This window comes from Candidatus Delongbacteria bacterium, assembly GCA_041675285.1.
Taxonomy (GTDB): Bacteria; CAIWAD01; CAIWAD01; order CAIWAD01; family CAIWAD01; genus CAIWAD01.
The window spans coordinates 157503-177068 of the sequence record JBAYTZ010000008.1 but is presented as its reverse complement, the minus strand read 5'-3'; the positions used below and the strand labels follow the sequence as shown (position 1 = coordinate 177068).

Sequence of the window (19566 nt, the reverse complement as noted above, 5' to 3'; positions counted from 1 at the left end):
GGTCTCTACCTGGCCCGCCTGAGCACGGTCTCCGGCCAGCAGGTGAGCCGCCTGGTGCTGACCAAGTAAGCGCCACGCATTCCTGACGACAAGGGCCGGGCATCCGCTAAGGGTGCCCGGCTTCTCTCTCTCGCGGGCTTGGGACCATACCACAGAGACACAGCTGGGACAGGAATCGTCTTTCAGGTTGAGCCGCTGCGTTGGCGTTGGCGCGGCGAAGGCTTTGCCGAAATTTGTCTTTCGCACGAAGGCGCGAAGACTCAAAGACTCGTTGCCCTATCATTGATCCTTAATTCCGATGTATCAGTGTTTCTGTGTTGCTGTGTTTAAATCAGACCAATCACACCAAAGTAACTGATTCAAAATAAAACGCTTTAATCTTTAGAATGATGTGATAGCATTCGTTGTTATATATAGATTATCACAATTGATATTAATCACTTTTTCAATGCTAAGCGTAACAGGTACATCCTCTGTGTCTCTGTGCCTCTGTGTTACAGATTCTCCGGCAGTCACCATTACAGCTACCACAAAAAAAGTCAATAAAATCCTCTTGTAATTATCCAAGAATAACCAATTTAATCTTCGAGTCTCCATGCCTTCGTGTTAAAAACAATCAACCCCTACCTCAGAAAACCAATCCCGGCCCGTCATCCCTTGATTCTGACCAAACATTCAGCGACTGTTCAATCCCCGGCTCCACCCGCCTGATCTCGAGCACTCACCACGCTCCGCCACGCACTCCTCAAAGCTGCGCAAAGCTAGCAACCACCCCATTCTCGCTTGGCACGCTCCTTGCTCAGAGAGTCCGTGGACGCCAGTCCATGTGCCACAAGACCTGAACATCGTCAACATCCATTGACCTTTGGGGGGAAAGTTATGTCCAAGCGTTTGCTGTTCGCACTGTTGGGAACGCTGGCCTTCGGCCCGGCAGCGTTTCCGGCCGTGTTCACGGGAGTGGTCCCGACAGATTTCAACGGCACCGATGTCGTCAGCGTGCCGGATCCGCTGGGCGACGTCTCGGTGCCCACCTTCAATGCCCCTCCCGGCACCGTGCCTGGTTGGGACATGACCGGCGCCAGCTTTGAGCTGAACCGGACGACGGGCGTTCTGGCCGTGGGCCTGGACTTCTTCGGCGTGGCCGGTGACGCCGACGGCGACGGCATCGACGGCTTCACCTCGCCCTGGCTGGCCCAGAATGGCGGCGCGGACTACGCCGACCTGGCCAATTCCGAGGCCATCTGCATCGCCTTCGACTTCGATCAGGACGGCACCTACGACGTGATCGCCGGCGACAGCTTCTTCGGCACGGCCACCGGCATCGGGGTCAGCGCCTTCAGCTATCTGCCCTTCGGCCTGCCGACCTGCTTCGGCGCGCCGCTGCCGGCCAACTACGGCGGCCACTTCTATTCGCCCTTCCTGGCCAGCCCGGACTTCGAGATCGCCTTAAGCAACTTCGGCGACTTCGAGGACCTGAACGCCACGACCATCTGCTTCAACTTCCAGGTCTTTGCCGGCGCCAACTGGGACGACGGCATCGGCGAGGACGTCATCCTGGGCGAAGCCTGCTTCACGGATGACGGCCAGGTGGAAGCCCAGCCGCTGCCCACCAGCCCGGACCTGATCCGCGCCTTCCCGAACCCCTTCAACCCCACCACCACCCTGGCCGTGGAGTTGGCGGAGACGGGCCACGTGGAACTGGCGATCTTCAACCTCCAGGGCCAGCAGGTGGCCAGCCTGGTGAACGGCAGCCTGAGCGCCGGTTCCCACCAGGTCGCCTTCCACGCCGGCAACCTGCCCTCCGGTCTCTACCTGGCCCGCCTGAGCACGGTCTCCGGCCAGCAGGTGAGCCGCCTGGTGCTGACCAAGTAAGCTCCATACGTCACGGACCCGCCAGCCGGGCATCCCGTTCAGGGGTGCCCGGCTTTTCTCTCCTCGGGCCTCGGGGGGATCACCACAAAGACACAAAGACACAGAGTCACAGAGTCACAGAGTCACAGAGTCAACTTGCAGGCTCATCGCCGTTGATATAACTGGTGCTACGAGTAGTTTTATCTTCGCGCAGTTAATTTGAAGTTCAGATATGATTTCTGATTTGTAGAAATTTGAATCAATTGCCGTTGAATTTAGAATTAAGAAACAACTCATAATAAGAGAATGCTGTTTTAATTTCACTATCAATACCTACCAATATTTTGAGAATTCGTGTCTTCCTGCGATCCAAGTCCATCGAAAAAGCTGAAGTCAATCCCCGGCAATAAGCTGAGCCGGATTCCGCCAAACCCGTTTATTCCAATAAAACCCTGCATCTCTATTATTTTGCGTCTTTGTGTTTTTGTGTTTCTGTGGTAAACAAACTAAACCTAGGCATAAAACATCCCGGATATTCACTCATCACGAACAGCCAGGCTGCGATTGTTCGTGCGATCCAAGTGCACCAAAATTCCAAGCCCAAGCCTGGCAGTACACCGAGCCAGAACCCTACCACGCAAGCTCATCCCAGTACACTACTGTGTCTCTGTGTCTCCGTGGTAAACAACCAAAACCGACCACAAAAAACCTGGCTGCCCGCACACCACGAACAGCCAGGTCAGATAAGCAATCAGCACCAATGCCGAGGCGCCGGCCCCCAGCTAAAAGAACAACACCGTGTTCAGCACGAAGAGCGGGATCAGGATGCCCACCGACCACGCCATGTACCCGAAGAAGCTGGGCATCTTCACGCCCGACTGCTCGGCGATGGACTTGACCATGAAGTTCGGCGCGTTCCCGATGTAGGTGTTGGCCCCCATGAACACCGAGCCGCAGCTGATGGCCATCAGCGTCGTGCCGTGTTGCATCAGCAGCGGCACGGCCTGGGCCTCCGTCAGACCCGGATAGAGGCTGCCCAGCGCCGTGTTGAAGAAGGTCAGGTAGGTCGGCGCGTTGTCCAGGAAACTGGAGAGCGAGCCCGCGGCCCAGAAGTAACTGGCGTCGCTGGAGACCCGCTCGATGATGAAGGCCATGGCGCCGTGGGTGCCCGCCTTGAGGATCTCCAGCGCCGGGATGATGGTGATGAAGATGCCGGCGAAGAGCTTGGCCACCTCCAGGATCGGCTCCCAGTTGAAGTCGTTGGCCGCGCGGGTCTCCGCCCGGGTGATCTTCAGGCTGACCAGCAGCAGAACGATGATCGCGCCGTCGCGCAGCAGGTTCAGGTAGGGCAGCACGATGGGATGCGCGCCCGGCAGCAGGGTCAGGCCGCGCAGGGAGCCCGTCGCGGCGTCCAGGAAGGCCGGGTGGCTGTTCCACATCCCGCTGAGGATCACGGCCCCCACCACGCCGCCCAGCAGCAGCAAGTTGGGCAGGCCTTCCACGTGCAGGCGCTCCGTCGGGGCCGTGGAAGCGGGCAGTCCGCCCTCCCGGGCCAGCAGCCAGCGGTCCAGCCCGTAGAAGACGGCCAGCAGGATCAGCGCGTTGAAGGTCATGGGCAGCCAGCAGTGCAGCAGGGTCCAGAAGAAGGAGACGCCGTGCAGGTAGCCCAGGAAGAGCGGCGGATCGCCGATGGGCGTCAGCGCGCCGCCGATGTTGGACACCAGGAAGATGAAGAAGATCACCACGTGCATCTTGTTCTTGCGCATGGCGTTGCTCTTGAGCAGCGGGCGGATCAGCAGCATGGACGCGCCCGTGGTGCCGATCCACGAGGCCAGCAGCGTGCCGATGAGCAGGATCAGGGTGTTGACCTTGGGCGACCCCGCCAGGCTGCCCTTGACCGCGATGCCGCCGGCGATGACGAACAGCCCGGTGAGCAGGATGATGAAGGGCAGGTAATCCAGCACTACGATGTGCAAAAGCGAGTAGGTGGCCTGGTGCAGGCCGTAAGCCGCGGCGAAGGGCAGGGCGAAGAGCAGGGACCAGAAGGCCGAGACCTTGCCGAAGTGGTGGTGCCAGAAGTGCGGGGCCAGCAGCGGGAACAGCGCGATGGAGAGCAGGATCCCGGCGAAGGGGATGGCGCTCCAGAGAGGCAGGCTCTCCCCCAGCGAGGGATGGGTGGCCGCTTCCGCGGCCCGGGCCAGGCCCGGCAGGGTCAACAACAGCAGGGCGGCGGCCCCCAGCCGGCGGATCATGCGCTCGAACAATTTCATGCGGCGTCCTTTCAGGAGGACGGACCCGACCCGCCGGGCTCCGGCGGCCGGATCCGTTATGGGCACTGGAATGGGCCCGCTACAGGCCGATTCCCCGGGTCAGTTCCAGCCAGAGGCCCGGCCAGACGCCCAGCACCAGCACGCCCAGGGCGGCCAGTCCGGCGGCCAGGGTCAGTCCGCGGTCGCACTCCAGCCGCTCCGTCCGCGCCGGCGCGGGCTCGTGGAAGTAGGCGAAGACCACCAGCCGCAGGTAGTAGTAGACGGCCACCACGCTGGTCAGGATGCCCAGCACGGCCAGACCCGTCTGCCCGGCGCGCACGGCGGCGGAAAAGACCAGCAGCTTGCCCATGAAGCCCGCCAGCGGCGGGATGCCCGCCAGGCCCAGCAGCAGCACGGCCAGCAGGCCGGCCAGCACGGGGTCGCGTTTGGCCAGCCCCTTGTAGTCGTCGATGTGGTAGCGCCCGCCGCCCGCCCGGCTGACCCGCGCGGCGATCAGGAAGAGCGGCACGTTGAGCAGGCCGTAAGGCAGCAGGTAGAAGAGCACGGCCTCGAGGCTCTCCCCGGCGTAACCCGTGGCCTGCAGGCCCAGCAGCAGGTAGCCCGCGTGGGCCACGGAACTGAAGGCCAGCATGCGCTTGACGTTCACCTGGCCCAGGGCGCTGAAGTTGCCCACGATCATGGTCAGCGCCGCGCAGATCCCCAGCAGCGAGGCCCAGGCCGTGGACTGGGGCGCCAGCGGCAGCAGCAGGCGGCCGAAGCCGGCGAAGGCCGCGGCCTTGGCGCCCGTGCTCATGAAGGCCGTGACCCAGCTGGGGCTGCCCGTGTAGACGTCGGGCAGCCAGGAGTGGAAGGGCACGGCCCCCACCTTGAAGAGGAAGCCGGTCAGGCTGAGGACGATGCCCCCCAGCGCGATCCACTGCGCCCCGCCGCCATGGCGCGCGATGCCCAGCCCCAGCTCCGCCAGGTTCAGCGTGCCCGCGGCGCCGTAGAGCAGGGTCAGGCCGAAGAGCAGGAAGGCCGAAGCGAAGGAGCCCGTCAGGAAGTAGGTCAGGGCCGCGTGGCGCGATTCCGTCCGCTGCCCCAGGAGGCCCGCCAGCGCATAGAGCGAAAGACTGAGCACCTCGATGGCCAAAAAGAGCGTGATCAGGTCTCCGGCGGAGGCCAGGGCCAGCATGCCCGTGGCGCCGAACAGGGTCAAGGCCAGGGTCTCGGCCCGCGGCAGGGTGCGCTGGCGCAGGTAGGACGCGCCGCCCAGCAGCAGCAGCAGCAGCGCGGCCAGCACCGTGGTGCGCCCCGCGTAGGCCAGCGGATCGGACTGGACAGAACCGAAGTAGCCGGGTTCGCGGGTCACGGGGAAGAGGCAGAAGGCCAGGGCCGCCAGGACCGCCAGGGCGCTCAGCGGGCTCAGCCAGCCGTCGGCGCGCCGGCCGCCCAGGGCGTTGGCCAGCAGCACCAGCAGGCCGCCGCCCGCCAGGATCAGCTCGGGCAGCAGGCTGGCCGGATTCAGGGTGCTCAGGTCCATCTCAGCGGTTCCTCATCAGTTCCAGGGTCGCCTCCACGGCGGGATTGATGCGGTCCAGCAGCGGCTGCGGCTGGACGCCGATCCAGATCACCAGCACGATCAGCGGCGCGAAGACCAGTAGTTCGCGCCGGCTCAGGTCGGGCAGGCCCTGGTTCTTGGGGTTGGCGAGCGGGCCGAAGAGCACGCGCTGCACCATCCAGAGCAGGTAGACGGCGCCCAGCACCACGCCCGAGGCGGCGATGGCCGTCGGTCCGGGCTGGCTCTGGAAGGAGCCCAGCAGAATCATGAACTCGCCCACGAAGCCGTTCAGGCCGGGCAGACCCACCGACGACAGCACGAAGAAGACCAGCACGAAGGCGTAGAGCGGCATGCCCGCCGCCAGCCCGCCGAAGTCGGCGATCAGGCGCGTGTGGCGGCGCTCGTAGATCACGCCCACCGCCAGGAACAAGGCGCCCGTGGAGAGGCCGTGGTTGATCATCTGCAGCACGGCGCCCGAGACGCCGATGGTCTGCAGCGAGAACAGGCCCAGCATCACGAAGCCCAGGTGCGAGACGGAGCTGTAGGCCACCAGCTTCTTCATGTCCTTCTGGACGATGGAGACCAGCGCGCCGAACACGATGCCCACCACCGCCAGGCCCACCAGCAGCGGCAGCAGGGCCTGCACGGCGCTGGGAAAGAAGGGCAGGGCGAAGCGCAGGAAGCCGTAGGTGCCCATCTTGAGCAGCACGCCGGCCAGGATCACGCTGCCGCCCGTGGGCGCCTCCACGTGGGCGTCGGGCAGCCAGGTGTGCAGCGGAAACATCGGGACCTTGATGGCGAAGGCCACGGCGAAGGCCGCGAAGAGCCAGAGCTGGGTCCCGGCGGCGGGATGGAAGTGCTCCAGCAGCAGCGGCAGGTCGAAGGTGCGGCCCAGCCCGGGCACCAGCGTGTTCCAGTGGATGACCAGGATGGCCACCAGCATCAGCACGCTGCCCGCCATCGTGTAGAGGAAGAACTTCACCGCCGCGTAGATCCGCCGCGTGCCGCCCCAGATCCCGATCAGGAAGTACATGGGGATCAGCACCAGCTCCCAGAACACATAGAAGAGGATCAGGTCCAGGCTGGCGAACACGCCCACCATGCCCGTGGTCATCAGGAAGAAGAGCATCAGGTAGCCCTTCAGGGCCTTCTCCACGTGGAAGCTGGCCAGGATGATGATCGGCAGCAGCTGGGTGGTGAGCAGCACCAGCAAAAGCGAGATGCCGTCCACGCCCATGTGGAAGGAGATCCCCAGCCGGGGCAGCCAGTCCGCCTGCACGACGAACTGGTACTGGCCGGCCGTGGCCACGTCGAAACTTGTGAACAGCGGGATGCTGAGCGCGAATTCCAGCAGGGACAGCAGCAGAGCCGCGCCCTTCAACAGCCCCGTCTGCCGGGCGGGGATCAGCCAGAGCAGCAGCAGGGCCGCCAGGGGAAAGAAGGTCAGCAGGGGCAGGATCTGGTGCAGCATGGGCGTGTCCATCATCGGGTGAAGACCACAAGGAGCAGGGCCACCAGCCCCAGCGCCATGGCGGTGAGATACTGCGGCAGGCGGCCCGACTGCAGCGGACGCAGGCCCGCGCCCGCCCGTTCGCAGAGCCGGCCCAGCCCGTTGACCACGCCCTCCACCACCAGGCCGTCCACCTGCTTGTAGCAGAAGTCGCAGAGGCCGGCGATGGGCCGCACCACCAGCGCCTCGTAGATCTCATCCACGTACCACTTGTTGAGCAGCCGCCGGTGCAGGCCGGGATGCCGCTTGGCGCGCGCCGCCGCCAGCCCGGGCTGGCCCAGGTAGAGGCGCCGGGCCTCCAGCAGCCCCAGGGCGGCCACACCGATGGAGAGCGCGGCCAGCAGGGCTTCCAGGCCCGCGTTGCCGTGTTCCGCCGTGGCGTGCAGCAGGGCCAGGTCGCTGCCCTGGTGGAAGACCGGGGCCAGGAACTCGGCGAAGCGGTTGCCGACGTGGGCGAAATCCAGGAAGTGCGGCAGGCCCCAGAAGCCCGCGATGGCCGCCAGCCCGGCCAGGATCAGCAGCGGCAGGGTCATCACCAGCGGGTTTTCGTGGAAGTGGGCGGCCTCGGCCTCCGGGCCGCGGTAGCGGCCGTGGAAGGTCAGGAAGAGCAGGCGGAACATGTAGAAGCTGGTCAGCCCGGCGGCCAGCAGGCCCGTCGCCCAGAGGGCCCAGTGGCCGCCGGCGAAGGTCTTCCAGAGGATCTCGTCCTTGCTGAAGAAGCCGGCAAAGGGCGGGAAGCCGGCGATGGCCACGGTGCCCACCCAAAAGGTCCAGTAGGTGACGGGCAGGTGGCGGCGCAGACCGCCCATGTTGCGCATGTCCTGGGGATCCCGGTGATGGTCGTGGACCTGGTGGTAGACGTGGTGCATGGCGTGGATCACCGCGCCGGCCCCGAGGAAGAGCAGGGCCTTGAAGAAGGCGTGGGTGACCACGTGGAACAGTCCGGCCGTGTAGGCGCCCACGCCCATGGCCAGGAACATGTAGCCCAGCTGGGAGACCGTCGAGTAGGCCAGCACCTTCTTGATGTCCGTCTGCACCAGGCCGATGGTGGCGGCGAAGAGGGCCGTGGCCGCGCCCACCACGGCCACCGTCAGCAGGGCCGCCGGGGCCAGGCTGAACAGCACGTGGCTGCGCGCGATCATGTAGAGGCCCGCCGTGACCATGGTGGCGGCGTGGATCAGCGCCGAGACCGGCGTGGGGCCGGCCATGGCGTCGGGCAGCCAGACGTAGAGCGGGATCTGCGCGCTCTTGCCCGTAGCGCCCACGAAGAGCAGCAGGGCGGCGGCCGTGGGCAGCCAGTGGCCCACCGGGAAGGACTTCAAGCCCTCCGTCACCCCCCCGAAATCCAGGCTGCCCAGCTGGCTGAACAGCAGAAAGAGGCCGAGCAGGAAGCCGAAGTCACCGATGCGGTTGACCACGAAGGCCTTCTTCCCCGCGCTGGCCTTGGCCGGATCCTGGAACCAGAAGCCGATCAGCAGATAGGAACAGAGCCCGACGCCTTCCCAGCCCAGGAACATCACCAGGTAGTTGCCGCCCAGCACAAGCATGAGCATGGCGAAGCAGAACAGGTTGAGATAGGCGAAGTAGCGGGCGAAGTCCGGCTCCTGCCCCATGTAGCCGATGCTGTAGAGGTGGATCAGCGTGGCCACGCCGCTGACGAAGAGCGCGTAGAGCAGCGAGAGCGGATCCAGCAAAAGAGTCCAGTCCACGGCCAGGCTGCCCGAGTGGAACCAGCTGGCATAGGTGAAGCTCAAGGAGCGGGCGTCCGCGGGCAGGTTCTGGAACTGCAGGAAGATCAGCAGGGCGGTGACGAAACTGCCGGCGATGGCCGCCGTGGCCAGGGCACCGGCCACTTTGACATTGGTATAACGGCCCAGCAGCCCGTTGAGCAGCGCGCCCAGCAAGGGCAGCAGCGGAATCAGGGCCAGGGCCAGCGCGTAGTGGAAGCCGTCGTGCATCAGCGCCCTTCCTCCGGTTGTGACGGGACCAGGCGCAGGTGTTCCAAACTCGTGCTGCCGTGCCAGCGGTAGAGCAGCACCACGATGGCCAGGCCCAGGGCCACCTCGGCGGCGGCCACGGTCATGCTGAAGAAGGCGAAGGCCTGGCCGTCCAGCCCGCCGCCCTGGCGGCTGAAGGCCACCAGCAGCAGGTTGGCCGAGTTGAGCATCAGCTCGATGCACATCAGCACGATCAAGACGTTGCGGCGTACCAGCACACCGGTCAGGCCCAGCCCGAACAGCAGCACGCTGAGCAGCAGGTAGTGGTTGAGTTCGGGCATCAGGCCTCCTCGTCCGTCGCCGTGGCCCCGGGCTCCCCGGCGCGGCGGGTGAGCGCCACGGCGCCCACCAGGGCGGCCAGCAGCAGCACGCTGGTCAGTTCAAAGGGATAGACCCAGCGCCGGAACAGCTCGGCGCCGAAGGCCTCCACCGTGCCGTCCTGGGGCAGGCCGGCGGCGGGCAGCCAGTCGGCCCCGGCGCGGAACAGGCCGCTCAGCGCCAGCAGGGCCGCCGCGCCGCTCAGGGCGTAGAACCAGCGCCCGGCGGGCAGCCGGCGCGCCTGCAGCACGTCCTTGCGCAGGTTGAGCAGCATGATCACGAACAGGAAGAGCACGATCACGGCGCCGCCGTAGACGATCAGTTGGACGGCGGCAAGGAAGGGCGCCTGGAGCAGCATGTAGTGGCCGGCGATGGAGACCATCACCGTGAGCAGGCCCAGCACCGAGTCCACCGGACTGCGGCGCAACACCACCCACAAACCGCCCCCCAGCGTGAGCAGGGACAGCAGGATGAAGAGCAGGGGTCGCACAGATCCTCCAGGCAAGGGAGGCCCACGACAGTCCTAGGCGTGGACCAGGGCCTCGAATTCGTTGCGGAACTTGCTGATCCCCGACTTCACCGGCCCGGTGGCCGCGTCCCCCAGCGCGCAGATGGTGCGGAAGGAGACGTGCTGGCAGATGTCCAGCAGGAGGTCCAGGTCGCCGGATTTGCCCCGGCCCGCCAGCACGCGCTCCAGGATGGCGTGCATCCAATGGGTGCCTTCCCGGCAGGGCGTGCACTGGCCGCAGCTCTCGTGGGCGTAGAAGTGGGCCAGGTTGCGCACCACCTCGGGCACGCTCACCGTCTCGTCCAGCACGATCACGGCGCCGGAGCCCAGCATGGTGCCGTGCTCCAGGCAGCTCTCGTAGTCCAGCTTCAGGGTGGCGGCCTCGGCGGCGGTGAGCATGGGGACGGACGAGCCGCCCGGGATGAGCACCTTCAGTCGCCGTCCGCCCTTCATGCCGCCACAATCCTCGTCCAGCAGCTGCTGGAAAGGCGTGCCCAGCCGCACCTCGTAGACGCCCGGGCGCTCCACGTGCCCCGAGACGCTGAACAGCTTGGTGCCCGGGGACTTCTCCGTGCCCAGGGCGCGGTACCAGTCCGCCCCGTGGCCCACGATGGGCGGCACGGCGGCCAGGGTTTCCACGTTGTTGATGATGGTCGGGCAGCCGTAGAGGCCCACCACCGCCGGGAAGGGCGGCTTGGTGCGCGGCAGGCCGCGCCGGCCCTCCAGCGAGTTGAGCAGGGCCGTCTCCTCGCCGCAGATGTAGGCGCCGGCGCCCATGTGCACGTGCAGGTCCACGTCCAGCCCGCGGCCCAGGATGTCCCGGCCCAGCAGGCCCGCCCCGCGCGCCTCGTCCAGGGCGCGGTTCACGGCGGCGGCCTCCTCGAGGAATTCGCCGCGGATGTAGATGTAGCCCGTCTTCGCGCCGATGGCGAAACAGGTCAGCAGCATGCCTTCGATCAGCTGGTGGGGCGCGTAGCGCAGCAGGTCCCGGTCCTTGAAGGTGCCGGGCTCGCCCTCGTCGGCGTTGCAGACCAGGTAGACGGGCTTCTCCGTCTGCTTGGGCAGGAAACCCCACTTCATCCCGGTGGGGAAGCCGGCGCCCCCGCGGCCGCGCAGGCCCGAGGCCTTGACCACGGCGGCGACCTCGGCGGGCTGCAGGCGGTCCAGCGCGCTCTTCAGGCTCTGGTAGCCGCCGTCCTCGAGGTAGGCGTCCAGGCTGGCGCGGGTCTTGGATTGCAGGGCGGGGAAGCAGATGAACTCAGCCATGGACCGGGCCTCCGGCGGCGGCCGCCGTCCCACCGGGCGGCGCGACGAGGGGCGCCTCGAGTCCTTCCAGCTTGTCCAGCAGCACTTTCAAGCCCGGCACGGTCAGCCCCTCGTGATAGACGCCGTTGATCAGCAGCACGGGACCCGTCCCGCAGGAGGCCAGGCATTCCACCTCCTCCAGCGTGAACAGGCCGCGCGGATCCGTGCCCGCATGGGCCTCGCCCAGTTGCAGGCGCGTGCGCAGGTAGTCGAGGATCTCATGGCCGCCCAGCACGTGGCAGGAGAGCGTGCGGCAGACGCTGATCCGGTGGCGGCCCACCGGCTGGCGCTGGAACATGGTGTAGAAGCTCACCACGTCCGCCACGTGGATGCGCGGCAGCTCCAGCACGCGCGCCACCTCGTCCACGACCTCCGGGCTGACCCAGCCCAGACGGCCCTGCGCCAGGTGCAGCAACGGGATGGTGGCGCTCATGGGCTCGGGATAGCGGGCCAGGATCCGCTCGATCTCCTGACGCTCCTCCGCGGTGAAAGTGAAGGCCATGCCGGGGATCCGTTCAGTTGTGGAAAATTCAGCAGGCAAATCTATTGATCCCGTGCCGCGCCTCCAAGCTGCCGGCGCAGACGCTGCCCGTATGAGGCGCGGCGTGCGCGCCGCGCCTCCAAGCTGCTGGCACGGTCACTATCCCAATGGGCGCGCCGTGCGCGCCGCGCCTCCAAGCTGCCCGCCCATCACGTCGGTGGGCGCAAGCTACAAGCGCTCGCGGGTCTCCACCAGGACGGGCCGGCGGCCCCGGGTGTCCACGCGGGCCGCGGCCAGGCGCGGATCATGCTCGAAAACCAGCCAGCTGGAGCCGTCCCCGTGGCTCTGGTAGAGAGCCTGCTTCTCCTCCACCACGCTTAGGGGAAAGAGGTCGTAGCCCATCACCCAGGGCAGGGGCAGGTGCGCGGCCGTGGGCACCAGGTCCGCGCAGTGCACGAGGCCCGGACCCCCACCGCCGTCCAGCTCCACCAGCTGCATGCCCGGCGTGTGGCCGTCCACCACGCGCAGACTCAGGCCGGGGAAGAGTTCGCCCGGCCCCTCCAGCAGGTGCAGGTCCAGCCCGCGCAGCGGCTCCAGGTTCTCCTTCAAGTAGCTGGCCCGGTCGCGCAGGGTGGGCTGCAGGGCCCACTCCCACTGCCGGCGCTGCAGGTGGATGCGCGCGTTGGGCAGCGCGGGCACCCCGCGGCCGCCCTCCAGCCGGACAGCGCCCCCCGCGTGGTCGAAGTGCAGGTGGGTCAGCACCAGGTCGGTCACGTCCGCCGGCGCCAGGCCCTGCTCGGCCAGCAGTTCGTCCAGCGAGCGCCCCGCGTCGTCCAGGGCGAACATCTCGCGGAAGAGCGGGCCGTCCTTGTCGCCCACGCCGCAGTCCACCAGCACCGTGCGCGTGCCGTCCCGCACCAGCAGGCAGCGCAGGGCCAGCTCGATGCGGTTGAGGGCGTCCGGGGGCGCCTCGCGCTCCCAGACCACCCGCGGCACCACGCCGAACATCGCCCCGCCGTCCAGCCGAAAGCGGCCGAAGTCCAGGCTGCGCACGTCCCAGCGGCCGATCTGCATCAGGAGTTGTGATCCAGGAAGTGCTGGGCGTCCAGCGCGGCCATGCAGCCCGTGCCCGCCGCCGAGATGGCCTGGCGGTAGCGGCTGTCCGCCACGTCGCCGGCCGCGAACACGCCGGGCACGTTGGTGGCCGTGGTGCGGCCCTGGCAGAGCAGGTAGCCGGTCTCGTCCATCTCCAGCACGCCCTTGAAGAGCGCCGTGTTGGGCAGGTGGCCGATGGCCACGAAGGCGCCGTCCAGCTTGAGGACGCGCACGGCGCCGCTCACCGCGTGCTTGAGTTCCACGCCCTCCAGGCCGCCCTGGGCCGCGTCGCCCACGAAGGCCAGCGGGATCTCGTTCAGGGCGAACTCGATCTTCGGGTTCTTGCGGGCCTTCTCCACCATGATCGGCGAGGCGCGGAAGGCCTCGCGGCGGTGGATCAGCGTGACCTTGCTGGCGAAGTTGGTCAGGAAGCAGGCCTCCTCCATGGCGCTGTCGCCGCCGCCGATGACGCAGATCTCCTTGCCCTTGAAGAAGAAGCCGTCGCAGGTGGCGCAGGCGCTGACGCCGTAGCCCATCAGCTTGTCCTCCCCCGGGATGCCCAGCAGACGGGCCGTGGCGCCGGTGGCGACGATCAGCGAGTCGGTGGTCAGGGTCTGGCCGTCCACGTCCAGCGTGAAGGGCCGGCGGCTCAGGTCGACGGACTGCACGCTGCCCATCACGAACTCGGTGCCGAAGCGCTCCACCTGCTGGTGCAGGTTGTCGATCAGCTCCGGCCCCTGGATCCCGTGGGGGAAGCCGGGGAAGTTCTCCACCTCGGTGGTGATGGTGAGCTGGCCGCCGGGCTGCATGCCTTCGATGACCAGGGGGGCCAGGTTGGCGCGCGCGGCGTAGAGGGCGGCGGTCAGGCCGGCCGGGCCGCCTCCGATGATGAGCACCTTGCGGTGGCTGGACATGGGCGAATCTCCAAGGTTGTGCGTGGGTGGCGCCGCTGCGGGGCGGGTGCGGGAATATCGGGAAGGGTCGCGGCCGGGACAAGGAAGGCGCGGGGTCCTCGCCGCGCTCCCGCAGCCCCTTGTCGTGCCAGCGGGAGAAAATCCGTTGTTCCGCGCCGCGTCGAGCCCTATTTTGGGCCCACTTGTCTGCACACTTCATCCAATCCCATAAGAGGACCCGCCATGAGACTGCTGCTCGTTCTTTCCGTGTTGGGCGGCGTGCTGAGTGCCTCGGCCGGCCAGGCCGATCGGGCGCGCCACGCCAATCGGCCCCTCCAGGCGCCGCGTCCGGCCCAGAGCCTGGCCACGGGCGAGGAAGTCCTGCCCGACCTGGCCGTCAAGCAACCCGTCCTGCCCGTGCCGCGCACGGACATCACGGCCCAGGTGGGCTCCACGGCCTACGACTATCAGGGCAACGGCTCGCTGTCCAAGATGATCGCCGTCTCCTCCGACGGCGTGGCCCACGGCAGCTTCATGTATTCGCTGGCCACCGACCAGACCTGGGCCGACCGCCGCGTCAAGTCCTGGTGCGTCAACCCGGACCTCTCCGTCGTCGAGGCCCTGAACGTCTACGACGCCCGCGCCGGCTACACCACGGCGGCCTGCACGGGTCCCGAGGGCGAGACCCCCAACAGCACGGTGGTGGCCTTCCACACGGGCACCGACTCCTGGCTGGGCACGGACTTCTTCGGCTGCACGCACGCCTTCAACCTGCTCCAGTCGGGCACGGCCAAGTCCTGGCCCCACGTGGGCGTGGACGGCGACAACCGCCTGCACATGGTGGTCTATGACTCCGCCAACCCGCACATCTGGTACCGCGGCACGTCCGACGGCGCCGGCTGGGACGGCGCAGCCGTCCGCCTGACCTCCGACAGCCAGGCCCTGGGCGCCATCGCCGTGGGCAGCAAGATCAGCTCGCGCGCGGCCGTGCTCTTCCACCAGCGCACCGACGCCGAGGACATCCCCTACGACGGCGGCAGCGGCGTGATCGGCGTGCAGATCCACCACGACATCCTGGGCTACGTGGCCGACGACGGCGACATCTTCGGCCAGTACGAGGCGGGCGCGCTCCACAACTTCACGGACTACGGCCCGGACAGCGAGGTACCCTTCGGCCCCTACGGCAACCGCGCCTACTGCGACATCGACGGCCTCTTCGACCGCACGGAGAGCAACGACCTGCACGTGGTCTACTCCGGCGATCCCATGTGGACGGACACGCTGCACGTGATCTGGAACACGGAGATCGAGGACTCGCTCCAGGAAGTCTACTACCACTGGAGCCTGGGCCGCGGCCAGATCTGGCACTTCAACGCCGACCACGGCGAGTGGAGCCACGTGACGGGCCACAACAGCATCATCGACCCCAATGACCGCTGGCTGGACGGCGGCTCCTGGCGCATGCGCCAGGATCGGCCCAGCCTGGCCGTGGATCCCGAGACCGGCTACCTCTACTGCGCCTGGAGCCAGCGCATCGAGGGCGACCGCGCCGCCCCCGGCGAGTGGGGTTGCACCACGGCCACGCTGGACAGCATCGGCAACGCCGAGATCTTCATCGCCTGCTCGGCGGACAACGGCCTGACCTGGGGCGAGCCGGTCAACGTGACCAACACCAGCACGCCGGGCTGCGTCAACGACTGCCTGAGCGAGGACTGGATGTCCATGGCGGAAGTGGTCTCCGAGGGCAACCTGCACCTGACCTACGTCGAGGATCATTCCACCGGCGGCGTGGCCCAGTGCGAGGGCAACGCGGTGATCAACCCGATCATGTACATGCGCGTCCCGGTGGCCGACATCCCGCCGCACACGGGCACGCCCTGGGACGCCGCGGGCTGGGTGGGCCTGGCCCAGACCCAGCGCTGGTACGGCTGGTACAGCACGGCCTGGTGCGGCGAGGAAGCCGTGCTGGACAGCGTGAAGTGGGTGGATCCCATCCACCTCTTGAACGAGTCCCCGATGGACGTGCAGCTCTCCCACATCTCCTGGCACCACAGTAGCCTGGACCAGATCGGCACGCCGGAAGAGCAGGGCATCACCGAGGTCGGCCTGGAAGTCAGGACCGACGCGGGCTACGTGCCCATCAACGAGTGGACCGGCCTGCTGCCGGCCTGGCGCGGCACCAAGTTCAACGCCCACTTCGCCTACGCGGGCCTGACCAACTACGACGTGCTGATCGGCTTCCACTTCACCGACGAGCGGCCCTCGCTCTACTACCGGCTGGAGATGGTCAACGCCCTCCAGGGCGACGAGACCGAGCCCTGCACGGGCGTGGTGGAGATCCCCTGGGAGAACGTGGACCAGATGGAAGAGACCGTGCTGTTCGACTTCGAGGACGAGCTGCCCCCGGCGCAGCGTCCGGTGGAGTTCGGCCTGCTGCAGGCCTCGCCCAATCCCTTCAACCCCAGCACCCAGCTGCGCTACAGCCTGGACAGCGCCGGCCGGGTCAGCCTGAAGGTCTACAACGTGGCCGGCCAGCTGGTCGCCACGCTGGACGAGGGCTTCCGCGGCGCGGGCTGGCACCAGGCGCGCTTCGACGGCACGGGCCTGGCCTCGGGCGTCTACGTCTGCACGCTCGAGGCGGGCGGACGGACGGTGAGCCAGAAGCTGCTGCTTTCCAAGTAGCCGCTGATCAGCGTTGATTGAGGGGCAGGGAGTCGCGAGGCTCCCTGCCCTTTTTGCTGCCCGGGCCGCCCGCGCATGCGCAGCGACCCGCGCTTTTCATTGGCTTCGGCCAGACGGAACCTGATATTGGAGCCGACCTCAGCGGCGGCCGGGCCTGGTCGCCGGGTGACATCCCTTCATCCCAATACCTCAGGAGCCTCCATGCAGCGCCTTGTCCTTTGCTTCGTCCTGATCCTCGGCCTCGCCCTGGGCAGCGCCCAGGCGCAGGAGGGCCAGTTCTGCGCGCTGACCGGCGCCAGCGAGGGCGCCTGCCGCGCCGTGGCCAGCAATTGGAACACGGTCCTCATCGGGGCCGGCACCCAGCTCTCGATCCTCCATCACCTGCACGCCCCACAGGACACGCTGCTGCGCCAGGTCTCCCTGCACTTCCCCGATCTGGTCCTCGGCGTGGCCCTGGACGACACGCTGGCCTACGTGGCCGCAGGCCGCGGACTCTACCTCTACGGCATGAGCGACCCGGGCGAGCCGCGCCTTTTGAGCGTGCTGGACGTGGGCGACACGGTGCGCGACGTGGTGGTGGACGGCGACCGCGCCTACCTGGCGGCCAACTTCGCCGGCCTCTGCATCGTGGATGTCAGCGATCCCGTCCATCCGTTGCGGCTGGGCACGCTGCCCAGCCTGGAGGCCCAGGCCGTGGCGCTCCAGGGCCAGCTGGCCTACCTGGCGGACCGCGAGGCCGGCCTGCGCGTCATCGACGTCAGCGACCCCGCCCTGCCGCGGCAGACGGGCCACCTGCCCAGCCTGGACAAGACGCTGGACGTGATCGTGCGCGACAGCCTGGCCTTCGTGGCCGACGGCAGCGCGGGCCTGCGGGTGGTGAACCTGAGCAGCGGCACGCCCACTCCGCTGGGCCGCTACAACACGCGCGGCTACGCCGGCGGCCTGGCGCTGCTGGACAGCATGGTCTACGTGGCCGACGGCGACTCCGGCCTCTGCCTGGTCTCCGTGCTCTTCCCCCAGTGGCCGCACGAACTGGGCTTCGTGGACACCCCGGGCTTCGCCACGGCCCTCTGCCTGGAAGGCACGCTGGCCTACCTGGCCGATGACGGCGGCGGCCTGCGCGTGCTGGAACTGGGCAACCCGGCCTTCGCCGCCGAGGTGGACCGCTACGACGCGCCGGGCTACGCCCACGGCCTCTCGCGCCAGGGCAGCCAGGCGCTGGTGGCCGACGCCCTGGGCGGCCAGATCAGCTTGGTGGAGCTGGGGCCCTGGGAAGACCTGCCCACCCTGGCCTCCTTCACGCCGCTGGTGCCCAGCTGGAACGTCTCCTGGGACGGTGCGCTGGCCGTCACGGCGGCGGACACGGCCGGGCTGCGCGTGCTGGATCTGGTGGATCCTCTGCAACTGAGCGAGCTGGGCTTCCTGGACGACGACGTCAACGCCGAGTGGCAGGCCGCGCGGCTGGTGGACGGCGTGGTCCACGCCCTGCTCTACGTCCCGGCCACCCTGCAGGACCCGGAGTTCAGCGTCTGGGTGGCCATCGACCTGGCGGATCCCGCCGATCCGCAGGTGCTGGGCCTGCTGGAGCTGCCCGGCCACGCCTACGACATCACGGTGGTGGACAACCTGGATTACGTGGCCTGCGGCGAGATCGGCCTGGTGATCCTGGAGGCCGGCGCGCCGGCCTTCGCCGCGGTGCTGGGCTACCTGCCCACGCCGGGCGTGGCCCACGCGGTGGCCGTGGAGGGCGGGCTGGCCTGCGTGGCGGACGGCCTGGTGGGCCAGTTGCGCGTGGTGGATGTGACGGATCCGGAGCTGCCCGCCGTGCTGGGCGTGTTCCAGACGGGCACCTGGGTGGTGGACGTGGCCCTGCAGGACAGCATGGCTTTCGTGGCGGCCTACGATCTGGGCCTGCGGGTGGTGGACCTGCGCGACCCCAGCCTGCCGGTGGAACGGGGCTTCCTGGACACGCCGGGCCACGCTCTCGAGCTGGAACTGGACGGCGACGTGGTCTACCTGGCGGACTCGGAGGGCGGGCTGGCGCGCATCGGCTTTGACCGGGTGGCCGCGGCGGTGGGGGATGCGCCGGCCCAGCCCCGCGCCTTCGCGCTGGGCGAGGCGGTGCCCAATCCCTTCAATCCGCGCACCTCGCTGCCCTTCACGCTGGCGGCGCCCGAGCACGTGAGCCTGACCATCTACGACCTGCTGGGCCGCGAAGTGCGGCGGCTGGTGAACGGTCCGCTGCCGGCGGGCGCGCATCAGGTCACGCTGGACGCCGAAGGCCTGGCCAGCGGCGTGTACGTGGCCCGCTTGACGACTCCGCAGGGCTCGGAGAGCCGCAAGCTGCTGCTGCTCAAATAGGGTGCGCGCTTGAATTCGTGTTGATTCTGGGCAGGGGGCCGCTTGGCTTCCTGCCCTTTTTGCGGATGGTCAGGCCGGGGTAGGGTTTGGCGCGTGGCGGTGGTGGTTTGAACACGAAGTCTGGAAGGCTCGAAGAGGTGGGCGGTGGCCGGGGACTCTTCGGTGGATTTTACCACAGAGTCACAGAGGCACAGTGCATGGAGTGGCGAGGCGAAGCCCATTCCCTTCCCTCGCGCCCTCGCGGGGGAAGGCGCGACCCGGCGACGCCGGGGCGCGATGGGATGGGGGCTGCAACGGGTTGTCTGGCCGGGGCAGGGTTTGGCGCAGGGCCGCGGTGGTTTGAGCACGAAGTGTGGAAGGCTCGAAGAGCTAGGCGCTGGCCATTGGTCCGTCTCACCCGCTCGTCATCCCCCGGCTTGACCGGGGGATCCCCTGGCCAACGCGAGGCGAAGCCAATTCCCTTCCCTCGCGCCCCGCGGGGGAAGGCGCGACCCGGCAACGCCGGGGCGCGATGGGATGGGGGCTTCAACGGACGATGTGGCCGGGGTTGGGGTTTACGCATGGCCGCGCTGGTTTGAGCACGAAGTCTGGAAGGCTCGAAGTGGTGGGCGCCAGCCGTTGGTCCGACTCACCTGCTCGTCATCCCCCGGCTTGACCGGGGGATCCCCTGGCACAGGGCCTGTCATCCCAGCGAAAGCTGGGATCCCATGGGTAGGCAGGAGGAGTCTTCACCACAGAGACCCAGAGGCACAGCG

General features: G+C 67.6%; 13 protein-coding genes. 3 read left to right on the top strand and 10 right to left on the bottom strand.

Translation table 11 applies throughout. The features are described from left to right. Window positions 1-879: 879 nt before the first annotated feature. Window positions 880-1872, top strand: coding sequence for a T9SS type A sorting domain-containing protein (locus tag WC326_10045; protein ID MFA7331400.1), 993 nt, complete (start codon window positions 880-882; stop codon window positions 1870-1872). 761 nt (window positions 1873-2633) lie between these two features. Here WC326_10045 and WC326_10040 read toward each other — a convergent pair. The 10 genes from WC326_10040 to trxB form a co-directional block, all read right to left on the bottom strand. Next, the gene (locus WC326_10040; protein ID MFA7331399.1) at window positions 2634-4121 is read right to left on the bottom strand and encodes a sodium:proton antiporter; all 1488 of its coding nucleotides are present in this window, start codon (window positions 4119-4121) and stop codon (window positions 2634-2636) included. A 79-nt stretch (window positions 4122-4200) separates the two neighbouring features. Next, window positions 4201-5643, bottom strand: coding sequence for an NADH-quinone oxidoreductase subunit N (locus WC326_10035; protein MFA7331398.1), 1443 nt, complete (start codon window positions 5641-5643; stop codon window positions 4201-4203). Between the two features lies 1 nt (window position 5644). Continuing rightward, the gene (locus WC326_10030; GenBank protein MFA7331397.1) at window positions 5645-7132 is read right to left on the bottom strand and encodes an NADH-quinone oxidoreductase subunit M; all 1488 of its coding nucleotides are present in this window, start codon (window positions 7130-7132) and stop codon (window positions 5645-5647) included. 11 nt (window positions 7133-7143) lie between these two features. Beyond that, window positions 7144-9129, bottom strand: coding sequence for an NADH-quinone oxidoreductase subunit L (nuoL, locus tag WC326_10025; GenBank protein ID MFA7331396.1), 1986 nt, complete (start codon window positions 9127-9129; stop codon window positions 7144-7146). Next, window positions 9129-9452 (bottom strand): NADH-quinone oxidoreductase subunit NuoK, encoded by a 324-nt coding sequence (nuoK, locus tag WC326_10020; GenBank protein MFA7331395.1) that lies wholly within the window; start codon window positions 9450-9452, stop codon window positions 9129-9131. Before nuoK ends, nuoL begins: the two co-directional genes overlap by 1 nt. Beyond that, window positions 9449-9976: an NADH-quinone oxidoreductase subunit J gene (locus WC326_10015; protein MFA7331394.1), complete on the bottom strand. Its 528-nt coding sequence runs from the start codon at window positions 9974-9976 to the stop codon at window positions 9449-9451. Before WC326_10015 ends, nuoK begins: the two co-directional genes overlap by 4 nt. A gap of 33 nt (window positions 9977-10009) precedes the next feature. Beyond that, a complete protein-coding gene (nuoF, locus tag WC326_10010; GenBank protein MFA7331393.1) occupies window positions 10010-11260 on the bottom strand; it encodes an NADH-quinone oxidoreductase subunit NuoF in 1251 nt (416 codons plus the stop codon). Continuing rightward, entirely contained in the window at window positions 11253-11801 is a 549-nt protein-coding gene (locus WC326_10005) for an NAD(P)H-dependent oxidoreductase subunit E (protein MFA7331392.1), read from the bottom strand. The genes nuoF and WC326_10005 overlap by 8 nt, the downstream gene beginning before the upstream one ends. 207 nt (window positions 11802-12008) lie before the next feature. Next, a complete protein-coding gene (locus WC326_10000) occupies window positions 12009-12854 on the bottom strand; it encodes an MBL fold metallo-hydrolase (protein ID MFA7331391.1) in 846 nt (281 codons plus the stop codon). After that, window positions 12854-13789: a thioredoxin-disulfide reductase gene (trxB, locus tag WC326_09995; GenBank protein MFA7331390.1), complete on the bottom strand. Its 936-nt coding sequence runs from the start codon at window positions 13787-13789 to the stop codon at window positions 12854-12856. The genes WC326_10000 and trxB overlap by 1 nt, the downstream gene beginning before the upstream one ends. A 222-nt stretch (window positions 13790-14011) precedes the next feature. On the opposite strand from trxB, the gene WC326_09990 reads away from it, so the two are divergent. Together WC326_09990 and WC326_09985 are read left to right on the top strand one after the other, a co-directional pair. After that, window positions 14012-16450: a T9SS type A sorting domain-containing protein gene (locus tag WC326_09990; GenBank protein MFA7331389.1), complete on the top strand. Its 2439-nt coding sequence runs from the start codon at window positions 14012-14014 to the stop codon at window positions 16448-16450. Window positions 16451-16651: 201 nt separating this feature from the next. Then, on the top strand, window positions 16652-18811 hold the full coding sequence (locus tag WC326_09985; protein ID MFA7331388.1) for a T9SS type A sorting domain-containing protein: 2160 nt from the start codon (window positions 16652-16654) through the stop codon (window positions 18809-18811). Window positions 18812-19566 lie beyond the last annotated feature (755 nt).